13 protein-coding genes are annotated in these 17,654 nt (G+C 40.6%); 7 read left to right on the top strand and 6 right to left on the bottom strand.

Annotated elements, in window-relative coordinates; all coding sequences use genetic code 11:
* Nucleotides 1–140: 140 nt before the first annotated feature.
* Together AC1DYB_RS28090 and AC1DYB_RS28085 are read left to right on the top strand one after the other, a co-directional pair.
* Complete coding sequence (locus tag AC1DYB_RS28090) at nucleotides 141–1,391, top strand: hypothetical protein (protein WP_477439937.1); 1,251 nt, start codon at nucleotides 141–143, stop codon at nucleotides 1,389–1,391.
* 29 nt (nucleotides 1,392–1,420) lie between these two features.
* Nucleotides 1,421–2,656, top strand: a complete 1,236-nt coding sequence (locus AC1DYB_RS28085; protein WP_477439935.1) for a hypothetical protein — start codon at nucleotides 1,421–1,423, stop codon at nucleotides 2,654–2,656.
* 158 nt (nucleotides 2,657–2,814) lie between these two features.
* Here the strand turns inward: AC1DYB_RS28085 and AC1DYB_RS28080 are convergent, their stop codons facing one another.
* Nucleotides 2,815–5,658, bottom strand: coding sequence for a TonB-dependent receptor (locus AC1DYB_RS28080; protein WP_477439933.1), 2,844 nt, complete (start codon nucleotides 5,656–5,658; stop codon nucleotides 2,815–2,817).
* Nucleotides 5,659–6,128: 470 nt separating this feature from the next.
* Between AC1DYB_RS28080 and AC1DYB_RS28075 the strand changes: the two genes are divergently transcribed.
* The 5 genes from AC1DYB_RS28075 (at nucleotide 6,129) to AC1DYB_RS28055 (ending at nucleotide 11,565) form a co-directional block, all read left to right on the top strand.
* Nucleotides 6,129–7,199: a sensor histidine kinase gene (locus AC1DYB_RS28075; RefSeq protein ID WP_477439931.1), complete on the top strand. Its 1,071-nt coding sequence runs from the start codon at nucleotides 6,129–6,131 to the stop codon at nucleotides 7,197–7,199.
* Nucleotides 7,196–7,948, top strand: a complete 753-nt coding sequence (locus tag AC1DYB_RS28070; protein WP_477439929.1) for a LytR/AlgR family response regulator transcription factor — start codon at nucleotides 7,196–7,198, stop codon at nucleotides 7,946–7,948. Before AC1DYB_RS28075 ends, AC1DYB_RS28070 begins: the two co-directional genes overlap by 4 nt.
* Before the next feature lie 229 nt (nucleotides 7,949–8,177).
* Entirely contained in the window at nucleotides 8,178–9,578 is a 1,401-nt protein-coding gene (locus AC1DYB_RS28065; RefSeq protein WP_477439927.1) for an ATP-binding protein, read from the top strand.
* 48 nt (nucleotides 9,579–9,626) lie between these two features.
* Nucleotides 9,627–11,288 carry an FAD-dependent oxidoreductase gene (locus tag AC1DYB_RS28060; RefSeq protein WP_477439925.1) on the top strand — a complete coding sequence of 554 codons (1,662 nt, stop codon included), beginning with the start codon at nucleotides 9,627–9,629 and terminating at the stop codon, nucleotides 11,286–11,288.
* 4 nt (nucleotides 11,289–11,292) lie between these two features.
* Nucleotides 11,293–11,565: a UBP-type zinc finger domain-containing protein gene (locus AC1DYB_RS28055; RefSeq protein ID WP_477394027.1), complete on the top strand. Its 273-nt coding sequence runs from the start codon at nucleotides 11,293–11,295 to the stop codon at nucleotides 11,563–11,565.
* Nucleotides 11,566–11,764: 199 nt separating this feature from the next.
* On the opposite strand, the gene AC1DYB_RS28050 is transcribed toward AC1DYB_RS28055, so the two are convergent.
* The 5 genes from AC1DYB_RS28050 to AC1DYB_RS28030 form a co-directional block, all read right to left on the bottom strand.
* Nucleotides 11,765–12,199 (bottom strand): DoxX family protein, encoded by a 435-nt coding sequence (locus tag AC1DYB_RS28050; RefSeq protein WP_295719622.1) that lies wholly within the window; start codon nucleotides 12,197–12,199, stop codon nucleotides 11,765–11,767.
* Between the two features lie 160 nt (nucleotides 12,200–12,359).
* A complete protein-coding gene (locus AC1DYB_RS28045) occupies nucleotides 12,360–13,355 on the bottom strand; it encodes a sugar phosphate isomerase/epimerase family protein (protein WP_477439923.1) in 996 nt (331 codons plus the stop codon).
* Nucleotides 13,356–13,438: 83 nt separating this feature from the next.
* On the bottom strand, nucleotides 13,439–13,927 hold the full coding sequence (locus AC1DYB_RS28040; RefSeq protein ID WP_477439921.1) for a hypothetical protein: 489 nt from the start codon (nucleotides 13,925–13,927) through the stop codon (nucleotides 13,439–13,441).
* Nucleotides 13,928–13,967: 40 nt separating this feature from the next.
* Complete coding sequence (locus tag AC1DYB_RS28035) at nucleotides 13,968–16,160, bottom strand: penicillin acylase family protein (RefSeq protein WP_477439919.1); 2,193 nt, start codon at nucleotides 16,158–16,160, stop codon at nucleotides 13,968–13,970.
* A gap of 384 nt (nucleotides 16,161–16,544) precedes the next feature.
* Nucleotides 16,545–17,648 (bottom strand): DUF3810 domain-containing protein, encoded by a 1,104-nt coding sequence (locus AC1DYB_RS28030; RefSeq protein ID WP_477439917.1) that lies wholly within the window; start codon nucleotides 17,646–17,648, stop codon nucleotides 16,545–16,547.
* Nucleotides 17,649–17,654 lie beyond the last annotated feature (6 nt).

Genomic DNA, 17,654 nt, shown 5'->3' with positions numbered 1-17,654 from the left:
AGGGTAAATGTAATTAATATTTGTAAAAAAAGCTGATTACATTACAATTCACCCGCTTAAAAAAGGGCTTATCATCTTTTTTTGATATCAAATAATATATTTGATACCTTGCTGCCCAATTAAACCTTATCTCTCTTTAAATGAACTACTTTTTCAAATTGCTGCTGCTGTCAGCATTAATTACGCCACTTTCTACGCTTGCACAAAGCAATTACAGACCTGGTTTTGTTGTTACTACCAAAGGCGATACACTGCAGGGTTTCATAAATATTAAAGAATGGAACGTAAATCCTAAAAAAATCAGTTTCAAAATATCCCGGGACAACAAGGAAAGCAGGGACTTTGGCACAAATGATATTACTTTTTTTAAAGCCACAAATTTAGAAACCTACCAGAGATATATTGGGTTATTAAATACTGACCCCACCAATATCTCCAGCCTCTCAAACGGCAGAAATACAGATACAAAAACCGACTCGGTGTTTTTAAAGATCATTCAAAAGGGGGCCAATATTACTTTATTTGAATACGCCGACAATTTGAAGAACCATTATTTTGTTGCTGAAGGAAAGGATGGACTGCCGGTTGAACTGGTTTACCGCGTTTATAAAAACGATGGCAAAACCGTAAACGAAAATGGTTATATGCAACAATTATTTACCTTATCAGAAAAATATAATGGTAATGATGCATTAAAAACACGCATAGAAAGAACGGATTATAATTTTACCGACCTGGTTGAAACCGCACGATTAATTAACCACAACGATAAAAAAGATGATGAATCAACAACCGGCAAAAAACAGGGAACTTTCTTATTTGCATCAGCAGGATTAAACATAAGTACAATGAGTTCAAATTTTGCCTTTGACGATTTTAAATCAAACGACGGTAGCTCAACACCAACATCCTTTTTTCCGAGGATTGCAATTGGGGCAAACGTATTGGCAAACCCCAACACAGGCAAACTGGTTTTCAGAGCGCAACTGGCTTACACCGCTAATAAATATAAAGGAACCAAGGCGTACAGCGATGGAGGTACGCGAACCTTTCCATTAACACAAAACAACATTTCTATAATTCCCCAAATCTTGTACAACTTTTATAACACCGATAGCTTTAAACTTTATGGGGCTGCCGGCACATCATTCAATATATCAAACTATAGCGGCAATAAGTATATTTTTAAAAATGGAAACATAACTAAGGAAGTTGACGGAATTATTGTACAATCCAGATGGTTCTCATTCCCCTTAAATATTGGCGCCGTTATCAGCAAAAAGTTTGATATCTCAGCGGCTTACATTCCTAATGCCATCTTCACCAGATACAATAACGACTACGTACAAGTAAGCGCTGTGCAAATAGGCATTAATTATATATTTAATTAAAAATAGCCTAATCAACTAAACCTTCTCACATGAAACTTTTTTTCAAACTATTATCGGCGGCCTTGCTGTCGCCACTTTTTACGCTTGCACAAAGCAATTACAAACCTGCATACGTAGTTACCATTAAAGGCGACACTTTAAAAGGCGAGATCAACCAAAAAGAATGGTTTGGTAACCCGCGCACTATAGAGTTTAAAAATTCGGCAGGCGTTAAAAATTATACGGTTGATAATATTCGTTTTTTTGAATTACTTAATTCGGTAAGCTATCAGCGATATGCGGGACCAATTAGTATAGATGAAACCAACACTGCAAAACTTTCAAATGGTAAAGATTCAACCACAAAACAGGATATCGTATTTTTAAAAATAGAGCAGAAAGGCGCTAATGTAACCCTGTATTCATACGTCGACGCTATAAAAACGAGGTTTTTTATAACTGAAAACAAACCGGATAATATTACCGAACTGGTTTACAGGATATATTTTTTACCAGATCACGGAGTTCAAACGCGCAGCGAAAATATTTTTATACCTCAGCTGTATGACATGGCAACTAAATATAATCCCTCGTCAGAACGTTTGAAACGTGAAATTGAGAGCGCAACCTATAGTTCTACAGACCTCAAAAGTATTTCGCAAAAAATAAACAAAATGACGGCGGATAAAAAAAACTATGGAGGAAAAACCTCCTGGAAACTTTTTGCCGGCGTAGGTGTCAACTCCACATCGTTTAAACACAGCGGAACTTTTTCATTTTTTAATGTACAGGATCACACCTCGGTTTTCCCTACGCTATCATTAGGTGTTAATGTAACTCCTAACCCCAATGTTGGCAAACTGGTGGTAAGGGGCGAAATACAGGCTACAGGGGCTACTTATAAAAGCATTGTTGACAGGTATATTAATGACCCTGCTTACAAAGCTGAATACAAAATTAACCAGTTCATTATTATTTTAACGCCACAGGTTATATACAATATCTACAATACAAATGCCTTTAAATTTTATGTTGACGGTGGATTAGCTATCAACATCGCTAAGGACTCCGGCAATTCGCTTTATAATCCCAAACTTGACAAAACAGATGAAAACTATCTTTCTCTGGCTAAAAACTGGTTTAACTTTCCAATTAAGTTAGGCATAGTACTAAATAAAAAGATAGATATATGGGCATCGTACACTACACCGGCGTCAATTACCAATAGTCGTAGTTATTCAATAGATGCCACCAGTATAAAGGCAGGCATCAATTATCAGTTTTAAAAAATAAAGCGTCCCGGTATCTCACCCCCGGGACGCCCAGTTATTGCTTAAACCAATAACATCAACTAAATCCAGATCACAACCTCATGTTTGATCTTTTCTCTCCATCTTTCTCAGGGATGGCAAGGTTTTAAATATCTATTAAAAATTCCGCTACATTAAAACGGAGGAGGACCGCCTGGCCCACCACCGCCCGGAGGAGGACCACCACCCGGGCCACCCATACTTGGTTTTTTGCCAGCAAATTTCTGTAACTTAAGCGTAAAGCTTAACAAATAGTATCTTCCTAATCTGTTGCTGCTTGTTTGCGTTGCGTAACTACCGCTCTGGGTACTGGTATAACCTGTATTTTGGTTAAACACATCCATAGCCGATAAACGAATAGTACCCATATTCCCCTTTAAAAAGCGGCGTTCAACATAGGTATTCAATATATTAGGGTTGGTTGCTCCCTTGTAACCGTAATACAATACTTTTGAATAATCGTAACTAAGGGTCCAGTCTTTCCAAAAATAGTTTTTACCATTGATGCCCAGGTTTAACGAACTGAAATTATTGTTAATATTAGCCAGCGTAAGCGAATTATTTGATTTGTTTACACTATAAGTAGTACTGGCTTCCGCATCGATAACATTTTCAATACTTACACGAAACTTTACCCCTTGGGATAGTACCAGGTTTTTAGCTATATTTTTTTGTGTTGTCATTAAATAACTTGCCGAATCAACATTACTGATATAAGAGATGTTATTGTTGTAAGCAATGTTGCCTATAAAGAATAAATTATATTTTCTTTTTTCCCAGGGTTTGGCAAACACATAAAACCCCTGTGCCGAGTAATAGCCATCGGCATTTAAATATTGGGTTAAAATACTACCTGCCAGTTTACTGTTTGGCGCATAGTTTTTGGGATAAGTGATGCTATTGGCTACAATTTTATTATCGGTAGCAGTAAACGATAAATTGCTAAAAAACACATTTCCAGTCTCGAAGTTGAACTTGTTATACTTTATGGATAGGTTGTTATTAAACTCGGGTTTCAAATCGGGATTACCCTCAACCGGATATGACGCGTTGCTGAAATCAGTAACTGGCTGCAACTCGGTATAGGTTGGCTGACTGCTGCTGCCATTATAGTTGAAGCTTAATGATTGATTGCGCGAAAAGTTGTAAATAAACCTGGCATTGGGTGCAAAATTAAAGGTATGGCTATCTGTTGGCTCGCTTGCCGCACTCATTAATGACCGGCCGCGCAATATAGTAGGCTGAGCTACTACTCCCAAAGTGTAGTTGTATTTTTTATCGATATAGCGAAAGTTTAAGCCAAAGCGATTGGTAATAAAAGTAGATGTATAATTGTTACTCAATAAATCGTATTGGTTTCTGGTTATGCCATCAACGTTAAGGGTATCTGTCAATTTATCGGCAGTGGTATAGGCATAATGATAGGCATAGGTAAGTTCAAGGTATCCTTTTTTACTTACCGGCTCCAAAAACGAAACACTGGTACCCACACTATCAGTACGGCTGTTGGTGTTAATAAACTGGTTTAAAGGCGCGTTTGCCGCTCCATCAATATAAGTATAAACCGGGTTTTGAAATTTATCAATACGATATGACCCCGCCCCTACATTAATGCTAAAATTACGGCCACGCTTGCTAAAACGATGGTTAAATAAAACGTTTGCTCCATAATTGGGCTCGCTTTGGTTACTCATGGTATTAAAGTTATAGTTTGATACCGTTTCGGAATTATTAACCAAAAGGCTGCTGCCTAATTGTGTGGTATTTACCCTTGCATAGGCAAATGATGGTGTAATTTTGATGTAATTAACCGTATCTGGCTTATACTCAATATTGAAGTTAAACCTATGGTTAAGCTTTTCGTCGGTTTGGGTATTGTTATTGGTATTGGTGCTTAGGTTTGTTGCCGATATGTTGTTTTGAATAGTATTGCTTATTGTAAATACCGAGTTGTTGGCGAAACTATAACTACCATAGGCGGTAACTTTTTTACCCCAGCTATCACGATAATTAAATCCGAATGAGCGGGCGGTTGTTATGCCGTTAGCATTACTGCTGTTCCCTCCCGGCGGGCCACCCGGACCGCCGCCCCTTGGCCCACCCCCACCAAAGCTGAACAGGTTGGTATTGGTGTTATTTAAATTGCCCAAAAATGCAAGCTGCCTGTCGCCACTAAAACTAAATACATTGGCCGATGCCACAAAGCGGTCTCCCTCCTTACTGTTTGCTATACCCGGTATGGCATCCCTGCCCCCGCCTAAGCTGGCCTGCCCAAAATATCCGTAATTTTTACTTTGCTTAATGGTAATGTTCAATATCTTTTCGGGTTCACCGCTTTTCACTCCTGTTAAATTTGCCTGGTCGCCGTAATCATCAATAAGCTGTATGTTTTGTACAATATCTGCGGGCAAATTCTTAGTAGCCGATTTTACATCGCCCCCAAAAAAGTCTTTGCCGTTCACCCTTACCTTGGTTACGCTTTTACCCTGAGCGGTGATGTTGCCGTCTTTATCCACATCCACACCCGGCAATTTCTTTATTACATCTTCAACGGGGGCGTTATCGCGCACCTTGTATGCGCTTGCATTAAACTCCACGGTATCCTCTTTTAATTTTACCGGGTTTACATCGGCAATAGTTACCGTGTTAAGCATGTAGGTATCATTTTTTAAGATGACGGGATTAAGCACCGCCGGCGTATTGGCCTTATCTAAAATAAACCGGCGCTTTAATGGCTGGTAGCCAATGGAGTTTAAAACCAGGCTAAACTGGTTAACTTTTACATTGTTAAATGTAAATCCGCCTTTATTATCGGTTATTACCATACTGCTGTCAGTTGCCGTTAAAAGCTTAACAGTAGTACCAGCCAGGGTTACGCCGGTTGAGTCTTTTACAATGCCGGTAACCTGCCTGCCCGTTTGGGCAAAGGTGCTAAGGCTTATTAGTGATGAGGCTATTAAAAGGCAGATAAATTTCATTGTATGGGCTTATTGAACAGCCACAAAACAATAGCATCAGCAGCGTTATAAAAAACAGAATAGACGGGGGCTATATAAACGTAGACAAAAGCATGCTTTTTCCCCTATAAAGCCCTGTATTTAAGTAATGGATGCTCTGCAATCAGTTTCAACGGGAAATTCCATCCATCTATCGGTAAATTTTGTCTCTTCGGCGATTATGATTGCATTGCATTCATATTGATTTGTAATATTGAAGGGATTTTTGAAAAAGGGACTATCAGGCAACGGAATTTTGAAAATTGGCCAAAGGATAAAACACGATTGAACGTGCTTGATAACCCGGTGTTCAAAAATGTGATGTATCTTTTGCCTGCCTAATTTTGTAAATCCCCTTCTTTTATCTAAAAATTCTTTGTTCCGTTGTCTATTCGTCCTTTGTATAATAATTAATTAAATTTATCGGCTACAGCCAGTAATTAACCTGCTAAATGAGTCTTAAATCAAAAAGTAATACTATTACTATCCTTATCCATATATTAACCTGGGTGGTACTGGGTTTCTCGTTGTTTTTGTACCAGCCGCTTACATGGGATATTGTGTTGCCCTACCAATTCTGGATAAAGCAGGCCTTGATCATTATTATGCTGGTAGCTTCATTTTATGTCAACTCTATTGTACTTGTACCTGCATACTTATTAAAAAATCGCACAGGAATGTACTTTGTGTTTGTAATTGTCCTTATTGCAACGGTACTTGTATTGAACAACTTTTTTGATCGTTCGCTCAATATGCACCAATTGATGGATACTGCTATTCACAAACATGGGCAACCAAGGCATGGCGATAAAAATCGCATTTTTGACTATGCAATTATCTTTATAATGGCACTGGTGTTGGGCATAAGTACCAGCATAACAGCCATACAAAAATGGCAAAGCGATATCAGGCTGCGCGAAGCTTTGGAGCAGGACAAGATCAGTTCGGAGTTATCGTTCCTGAAAGCGCAGATCAACCCGCATTTCTTTTTCAATACACTGAACAACATTTATGCCTTAACACATATTAATGCCGAAACATCCCGCAAGGCAATACACCAGCTTTCGCGCATGATGCGGTACGTATTGTACGATACCCAGCACGGCACTGCTTTGCTGAGCCAGGAAATAGCCTTTATAAAAGATTATATCAACCTTATGGAGCTAAGGCTTACAGATAAGGTAACGGTAACCTTCAATTCGCCCGCTACGGTAAATGACATGACTGTTGCCCCCATGATATTTTTACCGTTTGTTGAAAATGCTTTTAAGCACGGCATCAGCGCCACATTGCCCAGCAGTATACTCATCAGCGTGGAACAGCATGCCGAAAAGCTGGAATTACGTGTAGAGAACAGCATCTATAAAGACAATAATGCCAACCTGGAAGAAAACAAGGGCATTGGCCTTACCAATACCATCCGCAGGCTTGATTTGCTTTATGCCGGTAAATACACGCTGGATCTTAAGGAGGATACTACTGCTAATACTTATAAAGTTCACCTAACCCTCAACTTGTCATGATATTAAATTGCATAGCCGTTGATGACGAGCCGCTGGCCCTTGGCCTGGTTTGTGCCTTTATTGAGCAAACACCTTTTTTAAAACTTACGGGCAGGTACAGCAGCGCGGTTGAGGCGCTGGTTGGCTTACAGGATCAAAAGGTTGATCTTATTTTCCTTGATATACAAATGCCCAATTTAAACGGCATTGAGCTGGCGCGTGTGTTGGATAGTCGCGGCGCCAACAAACCCCGCATTATTTTCACCACGGCGTATAATCAGTTTGCGTTGGAGGGATACAAGGTTGATGCATTAGATTACCTGCTTAAACCCTTTAATTATGAAGAGTTTTTGCACGCGGCAAATAAAGCGCTAACGTATGTTGAATTATTACAGCGATCAACCAAAGTTACACCTGCACCCGCGGCGGCAGCGGAACACCGTATTGAAGACGATTACCTGTTTTTAAAGATTGAATATCAACTGGTGCGCATAGCGCTTAAAGATATATTATACATTGAGGGTTTAAAAGATTATGTAAAAGTATATCTGCAGGATATAGAAAAGCCCCTGCTTTCGCTCACCAGCTTAAAAGCGCTGGAAGAAAAACTACCGGCAAAACGCTTTATGCGGGTGCACCGCTCCTTCATCGTATCGTTAGATAAAATTAACTCAATCACCCGTAATGCCCTCCAAATTGGAAAGGTGAACATAACCGTTGGCGATCAGTATAAAGAAGCCTTTGGCGCATTTTTAAGCAAGTGGGTGTAAACAGAATTTTTCTGAACCGGGATTAAACCGATTAATCAGATTACAGGATTTTCGCATTTTTAAGCATCCCGTGTCCTCTTTCACATGATAGGATATGCAAAATATTGCGTCACATAAAAAAGAAATCCTGCCTATCCCTTAATCCCCTAAATCCCGGTCCGGACAACATCGTTTTGCAATTTTTTCCCCTGCCATTCAACAATTAAATAATAATCCCTAATTTTATTTCATGCAAGAGGTAACCGTATCCTGGCTTAAATCGCTTGAGGCTTTAGTAAATGTCCCGGATGATCAGCTGCAATGGCTGATAGATAGTTGTGAATATCACGTATATGAAAATGGCACCATGTTAAATGAGCCTGGAAAGCCAATGACAGGGCCACATATTATCATTGAAGGTAGTATGCGTTTTTATATGCTGCAAAGCAGGGGGCGCAGGGATTTTGTAAATGTTGGGCCGGGTAGTATTACAGGCTATCTGCCTTTCTCCCGTGGTTTAATTTCCAAAGGCTATGCAGAAGCTATAGGCGAGCTGCATGTGCTCAGTTTCCCTACCGAGCGGATAAATGAAATGATAAAAGGTCATTTTGAGCTTACCCAGGCGTTGGTACATATCATGACTACCCGTGTACGTGATTTTACTGCCCTGCAACAGCAAAACGAAAAAATGATGGCTTTAGGCAAGCTATCAGCCGGCCTTGCGCATGAGCTTAATAACCCGGCATCGGCCATTGTACGCGATTCTATTTCTTTAAGCAAACACCTGCGTTTAGTACCGCAAAACCTTAAAAGCATGTTCGCCATTAAAATGGATAGTGAACAGGTTGATGGGGTAACCAACGAATTATTTAAGGTATTATCAAACAAAGGTAAAGCCCGCTTAAGCCTTAAACAACGTACCCAGCTTGAAGATGAAATAAACGATTGGCTCGATGACAACGAAATTGAAAACGGTTACGATATTGCCGAAAGTTTCGTTGATTTTAAATTTAACGCCAATAGCCTCGAGACTTTAAAAAAGCATATCCCTAAAGAATTTTTATCAACCATTATCAACTGGATAAGCAGTAAACTGGTTGCCGAAAAAATGATAGAGGATATCCAGGAATCATCAAAGCGGATAGCCGAACTGGTGAGTTCTGTTAAAACCTTTACCCACATGGACAGGGGCCAGGACAAGCAGTATGCCGATATCCACATTGGCATTACCAACACGCTTACCATGCTGGGTTACAAAATAAGAAAAGGAAATATAACCGTTGTTGAAGATTTTGACCGAACTTTGCCTGAAGTTAAGGCGCTGATAGGCGAACTTAACCAGGTATGGACAAACCTCATAGATAATGCCCTTGATGCCATGGAACCGGCAGGCAAAGGTACGTTGACTATCAAAACCCGCCGCGACCGCGAATTTGTGGAGGTTTTTATAATTGATGATGGCCTGGGCATTCCCGAAGATATCCAGGGCCAGGTCTTTGATCCGTTTTTTACTACTAAAGATATGGGCAAAGGTACCGGGATGGGCCTTGAGGTAGTACAACGAATAGTAAAACAGCACCGTGGCTCTATCAAAGTAAAATCAAAGCCCGGATACACCGAATTTAGTGTTTGCTTCCTGATTGATGGATAGCAACACTTTTCAAGAATAAAAATTAAAAATTACCTGTAGCAATCCACCATGAGTAAACCAATAATATTTTCAATTGATGATGATCCGCAGGTACTCCGGTCAATCAGCCGCGATCTCAGATCGCAATACGGTAAAGAGTACAAAATACTGAGTACAACATCGGCAAATGAAGCGTTTGAAAGCCTTACCGAGCTAAAAAACGGCTCGGATGTGGTAGCCCTGTTCCTATGCGACCAGCGCATGCCCGAAATGGAAGGTGTTAAATTTTTAGAGAAAGCAAAAAAAATATTCCCTGATGCTAAGCGCGTACTGCTTACCGCCTACTCAGATACCGAAGCCGCCATTAAAGCTATTAATGATGTGCAGCTTGATTACTACCTCATGAAACCATGGGATCCGCCAGAGGAAAAACTTTTCCCGGTAATAAATGATTTGCTTGACGACTGGCAAAACAATTATATTCCTGAGTTTGTGGGTGTAAAAGTAATCGGCTATCAATTTTCACCACAATCACACGTGATCAAAGATTATTTGGCAGGTAACCTGATACCCTACCGCTGGTTAGATATTGAGAGGAACGTTGATGCCGGTAGTTTATTAGCGCTCAATAGCCTTACAACAGATTGCCTACCTACCGTTTTTTTTGAAGATGGAAGCTTTTTAGAAAAACCGTCAATACAAGGCATAGCGGCAAAACTTGATAAAAACCCGCAAACACTTACTGATGTTTACGATGTGGTAATTATTGGGGCCGGGCCTGCTGGGCTTGCCGCTGCTGTTTATGGCGCATCCGAGGGATTAAAGACCTTACTGATTGAACGTAAAGCACCTGGTGGACAAGCAGGCACCAGTTCACGTATAGAAAACTATCTTGGCTTTCCGGCAGGTTTAAGTGGTGCCGATTTAACCCGCCGTGCCATTAGCCAGGCTATGCGTTTAGGTGCCGAATTTTTGTCGCCGCAATCTGTTAGCGATATCAAACAAAAAGATGGTTATAAAACCATTATTTTGGATGATGGGCCCGAGATCATCAGCCGTACTGTGGTGATTACAACCGGCGTTGATTACCGCAAACTGGAAGTTAAAGGGGTTGAAAACTTTACCGGAGCGGGCATTTATTATGGCGCGGCAACTACCGAAGCATCGGCCTGTACCGGTAAAAATGTATATGTGATTGGCGGAGGAAATTCTGCTGGCCAGGCGGCTATGCACCTTTCAAAATATGCCGATAAGGTACATATAGTCATCCGTCGGGAAGACCTGGTGCCAACCATGTCGGCCTACCTGATAACCCAGATAATTGAAACACCCAATATAGAAATTGTACCCGACACCGAAATTATAGAGGCGCACGGAAGTAACTGTCTGGAAAAATTGACTTTAAAAAACTGCAAAACGCAGGAAACAGTTACTAACAAAGCCGCAGCCTTATACATATTTATTGGTGCCAAACCCTATACCGATTGGATAAAACTCGACATTATTAAAAACAACAAGGATTTTATTGAAACCGGACGTGAGTTGCGCAGCTATGAAAACTTCAACAAAATATGGAAACTTAAAAGAGATCCATTTTTATTGGAAACCAGCTGTTCTGGCATATTTGCTGCGGGCGATGTTCGTGCGGGGGCAATGAACCGGGTAGCATCTGCCGTAGGCGAAGGCTCTATGGCTATTAGTTTTGTACACAAATATTTAGCTGAAGTTTAAATTTATGCAAGAGGATGAAATTTGCCCGCACCTGGAGGCTGTTACCGATATAAAACAGCCACAGGATTATGTATGTGAGGAATGTATGAAAACACATTCATCGTGGATGCACCTGCGTACCTGCCAAACCTGCGGTGTAACGCTTTGCTGCGATAGCTCGCCAAATACCCACATGACCAAACATTTTGAAGCCACAGGTCACCCGGTAGTAATCTCTGCCGAGCCCGGCGAGCGCTGGTTATGGTGCTACGTGGATGAACTCGTGGTGGAGTATTGATTCAGATGTGCAGATTTCAAATGTGCAGATTTCAGATTACAAATGTGCAGATGATCGCCGGAAGCAGATGTGCGAATTTAGCTTACAGATGTGCAGATTAATTGGATTTCAATTAACAATCATAAAGTAATGATGAGATGGCAAGAATGCATACCAAAATAATTTGCACATCTGTAATCTGAAATCTGCACATCTAAAATCATTCCGATGCCAAATATCTATCTAAAGAAATCGGTCCCGAGCCAAGGATAATGAATATTACAAGCAGGATGAGTGCCGTAATAGATGGCCAGGCCATGGTGTTTATGGGTTCCTGAAAAATACTGGTTAAAAATACAGCGCCTAAAACAATCGGGATCTGGATAATGGACGCCAGCCTGGTATATATGCCAAGAGCTATCAGTATGCCACCAACCATGTGGGCAAAAGTTACATAGTAAACCAAAATCATCAACAATGTTGGTGATAGGTCTACTACATCCTGGTCTTCAATAAGGTGCCTGAGGTATGCTGTGTTTTGCATAAATGCAATGCCTTTTAATAGCAAAAATACGCCAAGTGCTATACGGACAAGATCAAGAATTTTAGGGTGATGAGTATCGCCCCAGTTTTCTATTTTATGAACTAAGTTCATCACAGCCTCCATTTTAAAGGTTAAAATTGATTTAGTTAACAGCCGTTTTATTGGGTTAAAAAGAACTGTTTACTTCATATAAATATAGTAATAAACCTGTTACAATTACAAATTGTTTTTTTCAGGAATATTTAAGTTACCCTTAAAATTACTGCCGGCGCTATAGATCATTTTCTTTCAGCCATCCCCTCAAAGTAGTTAAGTCTTTTTGTACTGCAGCCGTAAAAGCCTCTTTGCTAATAGTTAAATTCCTTGCACCATCCTGCGCGCCGCCAAGATCATACTCGCAATGCAAACTTAGCGGACCATTAATTTGATATTGCTTAAGCATCGCGAAGTACTTTTTAAAGTCAACCATTCCCTCGCCCAATGGCACGCTTTTTACCTGCCATTTTCCATCCTTTTTCTCCCAGTAAAAATCTTTTACGTTGATGGTTTTAATATGGGGGATCAGCAATTGCATTGACGTTGCCCAGGTATCGGCGCCTTCGGTAGTGGCATGCCTGATATCATATTGGCAGCCTATCAAATTGGGGTCAAGATCCTTCATCGCCAGCCAAAGATCCCAAACAGAAGCGCCAAACAGTTCTCCGGAATGATTTTGATAGGCTCCATGTATTTTATATTGTTTATTTAAGCTGGTTAAAGCCGCGAACTGGCCACTGATTACTTTTAAGTTTTCGGGGATACTGATGTTTTTATCATAATCAAACCAGGCCGTACGGTAATATTTTATCCCCAATGCAGATGCAGCTTTTAAAATATCATGTGTATATTTTTCATCTGTCGATTTGATATTGGTTACTATTGAATATACCTTTAAACCGGCCTTCTCCACAGCCGCTACGGCCTTTGGTAAATCAACAGCTACATTTTCGGGCAACACATGTCCATCCGGCCTTACGGTAATATCTACGCCATCAAAGCCCATACTGGCAGCTAATGATGCCATATCGGTATAATTAAGCCAATGCAGATGTTTGGAAAATATGCTTACTTTAATTTTTTCTCTCGCAGATGATTGCGTTGCGGGTTGGTTATCACTTACGATCTCCGGCCCTACCCTATCCTTACCCAATGCGTTTAAGCCGAATGCCATACCGGCAGTAGCCATAGTAGCGGCAGCAATAAATTTTTTGCGACTAATAGTTTCCATAAGCTTTATAGTTGGTACCGCAATATAATAAAGCTGAATGGAATTTGTGCAGCAACGACGCTGTTACTGAGCCGATATCTTAATTAATCAAAGCCTAAATATTCTTTTTGTTTTACCTCAACAGAACCCGAAGAATTATCACGACTGATGAGCATCACGATATGAAAAAAATCATTATCAAAAAGATAGATATTATTCACAGAATCTGCCCCCTGAAACTTCATATCCAGGCCAAGCCTTTTGGCCTGCGTTATCAGGTTGAAAATATCCTTAGTAATTGCCGATGTATACGTAACCGTACGTAATATAGTGCCGCTGCTCAGTTTAGTACCAATACCTATCACTACAGCCTCGCCCTTATTTACCGGCCCACCCTTGTGTAAATGCTCAACTATATTGCCGCCAACATCCTGTGTGTACTCTTTCTTAAATCCCTTTGATAATACCAGGTAATTATGAGCGTCGGCATTTGAAAGGTTTACTAAATTGGTAAGGTCATTAACAGTTACACTCTGGCCGAACAGATCAACGCAGCAAAAACACGTTAACACTAAAAACAGGTATTTTTTCATTTTAATATCGTATCCAAATATACTTTTTAAAACAATTTAATCAATTACCCGGATGATAGGTTCTTTGAGCATGTTTAAGCACGTCCTCTTTATAAAATAAAACATCTTTAAATTTACCATCAATGAGGCCCGCAGCCTGATCGGTAAAATTTTTAGATGCCGCGTCAAATGATTGGCCGCCGGTCATGATGCTTTTTGCTATTATCTTTGGTCCAAACTCAACAGCTGCTATAAAGCTGTTGCCCGAGTAGCCGTACCGCTTCAACGTATTCATCGTACGGCTTTGAAAAGAGGGTAGCTGTCCAAATCCAGACCCGGTTAAGCCCACCGGGATACTCGGCAGCTTATCATCAAACGTGATACCATCCGCGGGGCGCTGGTATCGGTTCATATCGCCCCATTGTACCTGCCAGGTGCCAAACTTACTTTGCAGGGTTTTCATAACAGCTGTTAAAATAGCCAATTGCTGGCTGCCAGGGGTTTGTTCGGCAAGTAATTTTATGCGCTGGGTAATAAAGGTACTTTGCTGGTCTGTTTTGGGTGGCGGAAGCAATTTCACCATCAAAGTGCCCCACTCTATGGCCAACGCGGTGGCTACTGAATTTGCGGCTGTACGTTTATCCCACTGTCGCAACATATTTATGGGCTCGGCAAGTGATTTTTTTATCGAATCCGGCGCATTATCATAAGCTTTAAATAAAGGTGGCAGCAAATCATCAAAGGCAGCCAGGTAATGATCATAGCCTTTAGCTATGAGGCCATCAAGCGTCAGGTGATCGGCATTTTTCAATATATTGATGGCTGTTATAGCGCGGTAATTTTCGCCATCGGGCGCCATATAAACCGGGTACTTATTTTTATCAGGACTGCTTGCACCGGCATCTGTATATGGCGTTGAGTTACAATTCTGGATCCAGCCGGTAGCAGGATTTGTAGTTGTAATTATATCTTTAAGCTGATGAACACCCTGCCACTCTGTTGCAGAAGTACTGCCATCAACCGGCAAACTCCAATCATATTTTGGATTGCGTTTAGGAATATAGTTACCATACCAAAAAATAGTATTGCCTTTATCATCAGCATAAACTGTGCTATTGGTAGCATTTGATACAAGGTCCATCGCTTTTTTATACTCTGCAAGCGTGTTGGCTTTTGTAATTTGCCATGACTCCAGCAAGGCGTTGTATGATCTGTTATTGGCCTTTAACGCCAACCATTTACCGTCACGGCTTCCTAATACCGGACCATGATGGGTATAATACGCTGTTATTGTTCTTTGTTCAACTTTATCGCCATTTTTTATGTTAATGGCCAGTTTACGGATAGTTACCGGTTTAAGCACTCCATCATATTCATAAAACCATTGGCCGTCTTTTTTTACCATCTTTTCTGCATAAAGGTCGGCTACATCCGCATAGCTGCTGGTGTGCATCCAGCCGCAATGCTGGTTAAATCCCTGGTAAATAAAAAACTGCCCCCAGGTAACAGCGCCATAAGCATGCAAGCCTTCCTGGCTCACTAACTCTACCTCGCTGCGAAAGTAGAACGGAACATGCGGGTTGATGTAAAGTAAAGCGTGCCCCGATGCCGATTTGGATGGCGATATGGCAAAACCGTTTGACCCGGTTTCGCGTTCATTTACAAACTCATAGGCTTTTCCGGGGTGATTGGGTACAGCGCCCAGCTTTTCGCCGCCATCAGCGTAAAAATCCTTCGTTTCTTCCAGTTTAATCCCTCCCGTTTCGGTTGCAGCCACACTGCCATCGGTAAACATTAGGGCATACCATGGTTCAAAATGTTTAAATACTTTAGGTTTCACCTCGGGATGATTATACAGGTAATAGTTTATCCCATCGGCAAAGGCATCCAGCAATTTCCTGAAAGCAGGCGCACTTGTTTTATAATCCCTGATAGCATCGGCACTGTCAGCTATCAACTGAAGCTGTATATCTATAGCGAGGCTACTTTCGCCATCAACCTCGGTTTGTTTGCCAAGCTGATAAAGATAATTGCGCTCAATGCCTTTAAAATTATCTTCGCACTGGGTATACATCAACCCAAAAACCACATCAGCATCCGTTTTGCCATAAATATGTGGCACACCATAATTATCACGAATAATGGTTACTGCATTGGCATGTACTTTAGCCCTCTGTATTGCCTCCTGGTTAAATTTCTGAGCAAATACAATGAAAGGAGAAAATATTAAAACGAAAATTAAATTATGTTTCATGGTAACAATAATTTTACCCGTGTGTCTAATCAATTAGATTGAAAATCAATAGCGAAATATTAATAATATGAAGTAAATTTGAGCTTTTAAACACAATATTCACATCACACCTACGTTTCTTTTCAATTATTCATAATTCTTTTGAAACCAGGTCTGAATATTCGCCATTATTAGGGCGCAAACACAAAGTAATAAATTTTTTGTTTACTGGTTATTAATAGCAGTAAATATATAAGAGCTTGGATGTTCATTTTATATGAGATCTGAGGTTTAGTTGATACAATATCATTTGAGACATGATATTGCAGTGCGTTCCGGGGTGAGATACGGAACGCATTTTTTTTACTGATCAACAAGTGATCGCTTTAACTCAACAACCCATCCCTAATGTTTAATGACTGGCGACCAATGGCTGCGCTCCCAGGCCATAACCAGTAACACCATCCGGTTATAAGTTCCCAAACCCTGGGGTTGGTTATTAGCCTTCAGAAAGTTATCATAAAAAACACTGCTAATAGCGCTGAGTTTATTTTCGTAAGCCATCCAGTAGGCACGTTCGGTTACAAAATCCTGGTGAACATCTTTTGATATCATCGCCTTTAATTCTTTGTGGGCAACGGTATCCCGGCGGCGCAATGTGTGCATAAACTCATCAACTGCCAAATGATAGGCTGAGTAGCGCAGCAAACGATCATGTGATTTAATGCCGATGATAAACCCGGCAAAATCAGCCTCATCTTCGGCTCCATAACCTACCTGGTGCGACATTTCATGACAGGCAACAAAGGGCCGGTTAAAAACAGGCATTTCATAATTAATCTGCGCCTCTGTTGTAAAAGGATTATAATAACCCGAGGTACCAATATAGTTCATAAAAAATGTAATCATAGATGGCTTAATTCCGGGATGAAAGGCCCTGAAGTTAGCTGAATCGGCAGATAACGAACTCACTGCATTAACGGCGGTTTTATAAATGGCGCTATTGCTCTGCGCTAAATCTGCGGCTGTGACACGTGCACGGCAAATATTGGCGCTATCTATCAACAATTTAGTTACAGCCTTGAGGTCGGCGGTAGTGAAAGCTGTATCTCTTAGATTAAGGCGCTCAGCTGCCGATGGCCTAAAATAATTCATCCCCCAAAACAAATAAAAAACAAGTATGCCCGCCTGTACACCTATAACCCATCCCAAAAAATGCATACCAACAATTTTAAACTGCTTTTTAAATAGCAGCTTAATCATCCTGATAACACCAAAAATTATAGCAATTACAATTGCGGTGTATAACAAATCGCCTACACTAAAAGGAAACAGGTTTAATATGGGATGAAATATCCAGCAGATAAGCTTATAAAACCCACCAGAATAATAGCGTTCAACCCATGCCGGATGATTGCCAAGCTGCATTAACAGAAAAATAGCCAACGTAAGCAACAATATAATTATGATTCTTTTTAATAATGGTTTTTTGCTGATTAGGGTACGCATTAAGTA

The sequence above is a fragment of the Mucilaginibacter sp. P2_A4 genome (assembly GCF_056405015.1).
This window is presented reverse-complemented; position numbering and strand designations above follow the sequence as displayed.

Coding starts and splice junctions, on each gene's coding strand:
- AC1DYB_RS28090 (WP_477439937.1), top strand. CDS start 141: ATGAACTACTTTTTCAAATTGCTGCTGCTGTCAGCATTAATTACGCCA.
- AC1DYB_RS28085 (WP_477439935.1), top strand. CDS start 1,421: ATGAAACTTTTTTTCAAACTATTATCGGCGGCCTTGCTGTCGCCACTT.
- AC1DYB_RS28080 (WP_477439933.1), bottom strand. CDS start 5,658: ATGAAATTTATCTGCCTTTTAATAGCCTCATCACTAATAAGCCTTAGC.
- AC1DYB_RS28075 (WP_477439931.1), top strand. CDS start 6,129: ATGAGTCTTAAATCAAAAAGTAATACTATTACTATCCTTATCCATATA.
- AC1DYB_RS28070 (WP_477439929.1), top strand. CDS start 7,196: ATGATATTAAATTGCATAGCCGTTGATGACGAGCCGCTGGCCCTTGGC.
- AC1DYB_RS28065 (WP_477439927.1), top strand. CDS start 8,178: ATGCAAGAGGTAACCGTATCCTGGCTTAAATCGCTTGAGGCTTTAGTA.
- AC1DYB_RS28060 (WP_477439925.1), top strand. CDS start 9,627: ATGAGTAAACCAATAATATTTTCAATTGATGATGATCCGCAGGTACTC.
- AC1DYB_RS28055 (WP_477394027.1), top strand. CDS start 11,293: ATGCAAGAGGATGAAATTTGCCCGCACCTGGAGGCTGTTACCGATATA.
- AC1DYB_RS28050 (WP_295719622.1), bottom strand. CDS start 12,199: ATGAACTTAGTTCATAAAATAGAAAACTGGGGCGATACTCATCACCCT.
- AC1DYB_RS28045 (WP_477439923.1), bottom strand. CDS start 13,355: ATGGAAACTATTAGTCGCAAAAAATTTATTGCTGCCGCTACTATGGCT.
- AC1DYB_RS28040 (WP_477439921.1), bottom strand. CDS start 13,927: ATGAAAAAATACCTGTTTTTAGTGTTAACGTGTTTTTGCTGCGTTGAT.
- AC1DYB_RS28035 (WP_477439919.1), bottom strand. CDS start 16,160: ATGAAACATAATTTAATTTTCGTTTTAATATTTTCTCCTTTCATTGTA.
- AC1DYB_RS28030 (WP_477439917.1), bottom strand. CDS start 17,648: ATGCGTACCCTAATCAGCAAAAAACCATTATTAAAAAGAATCATAATT.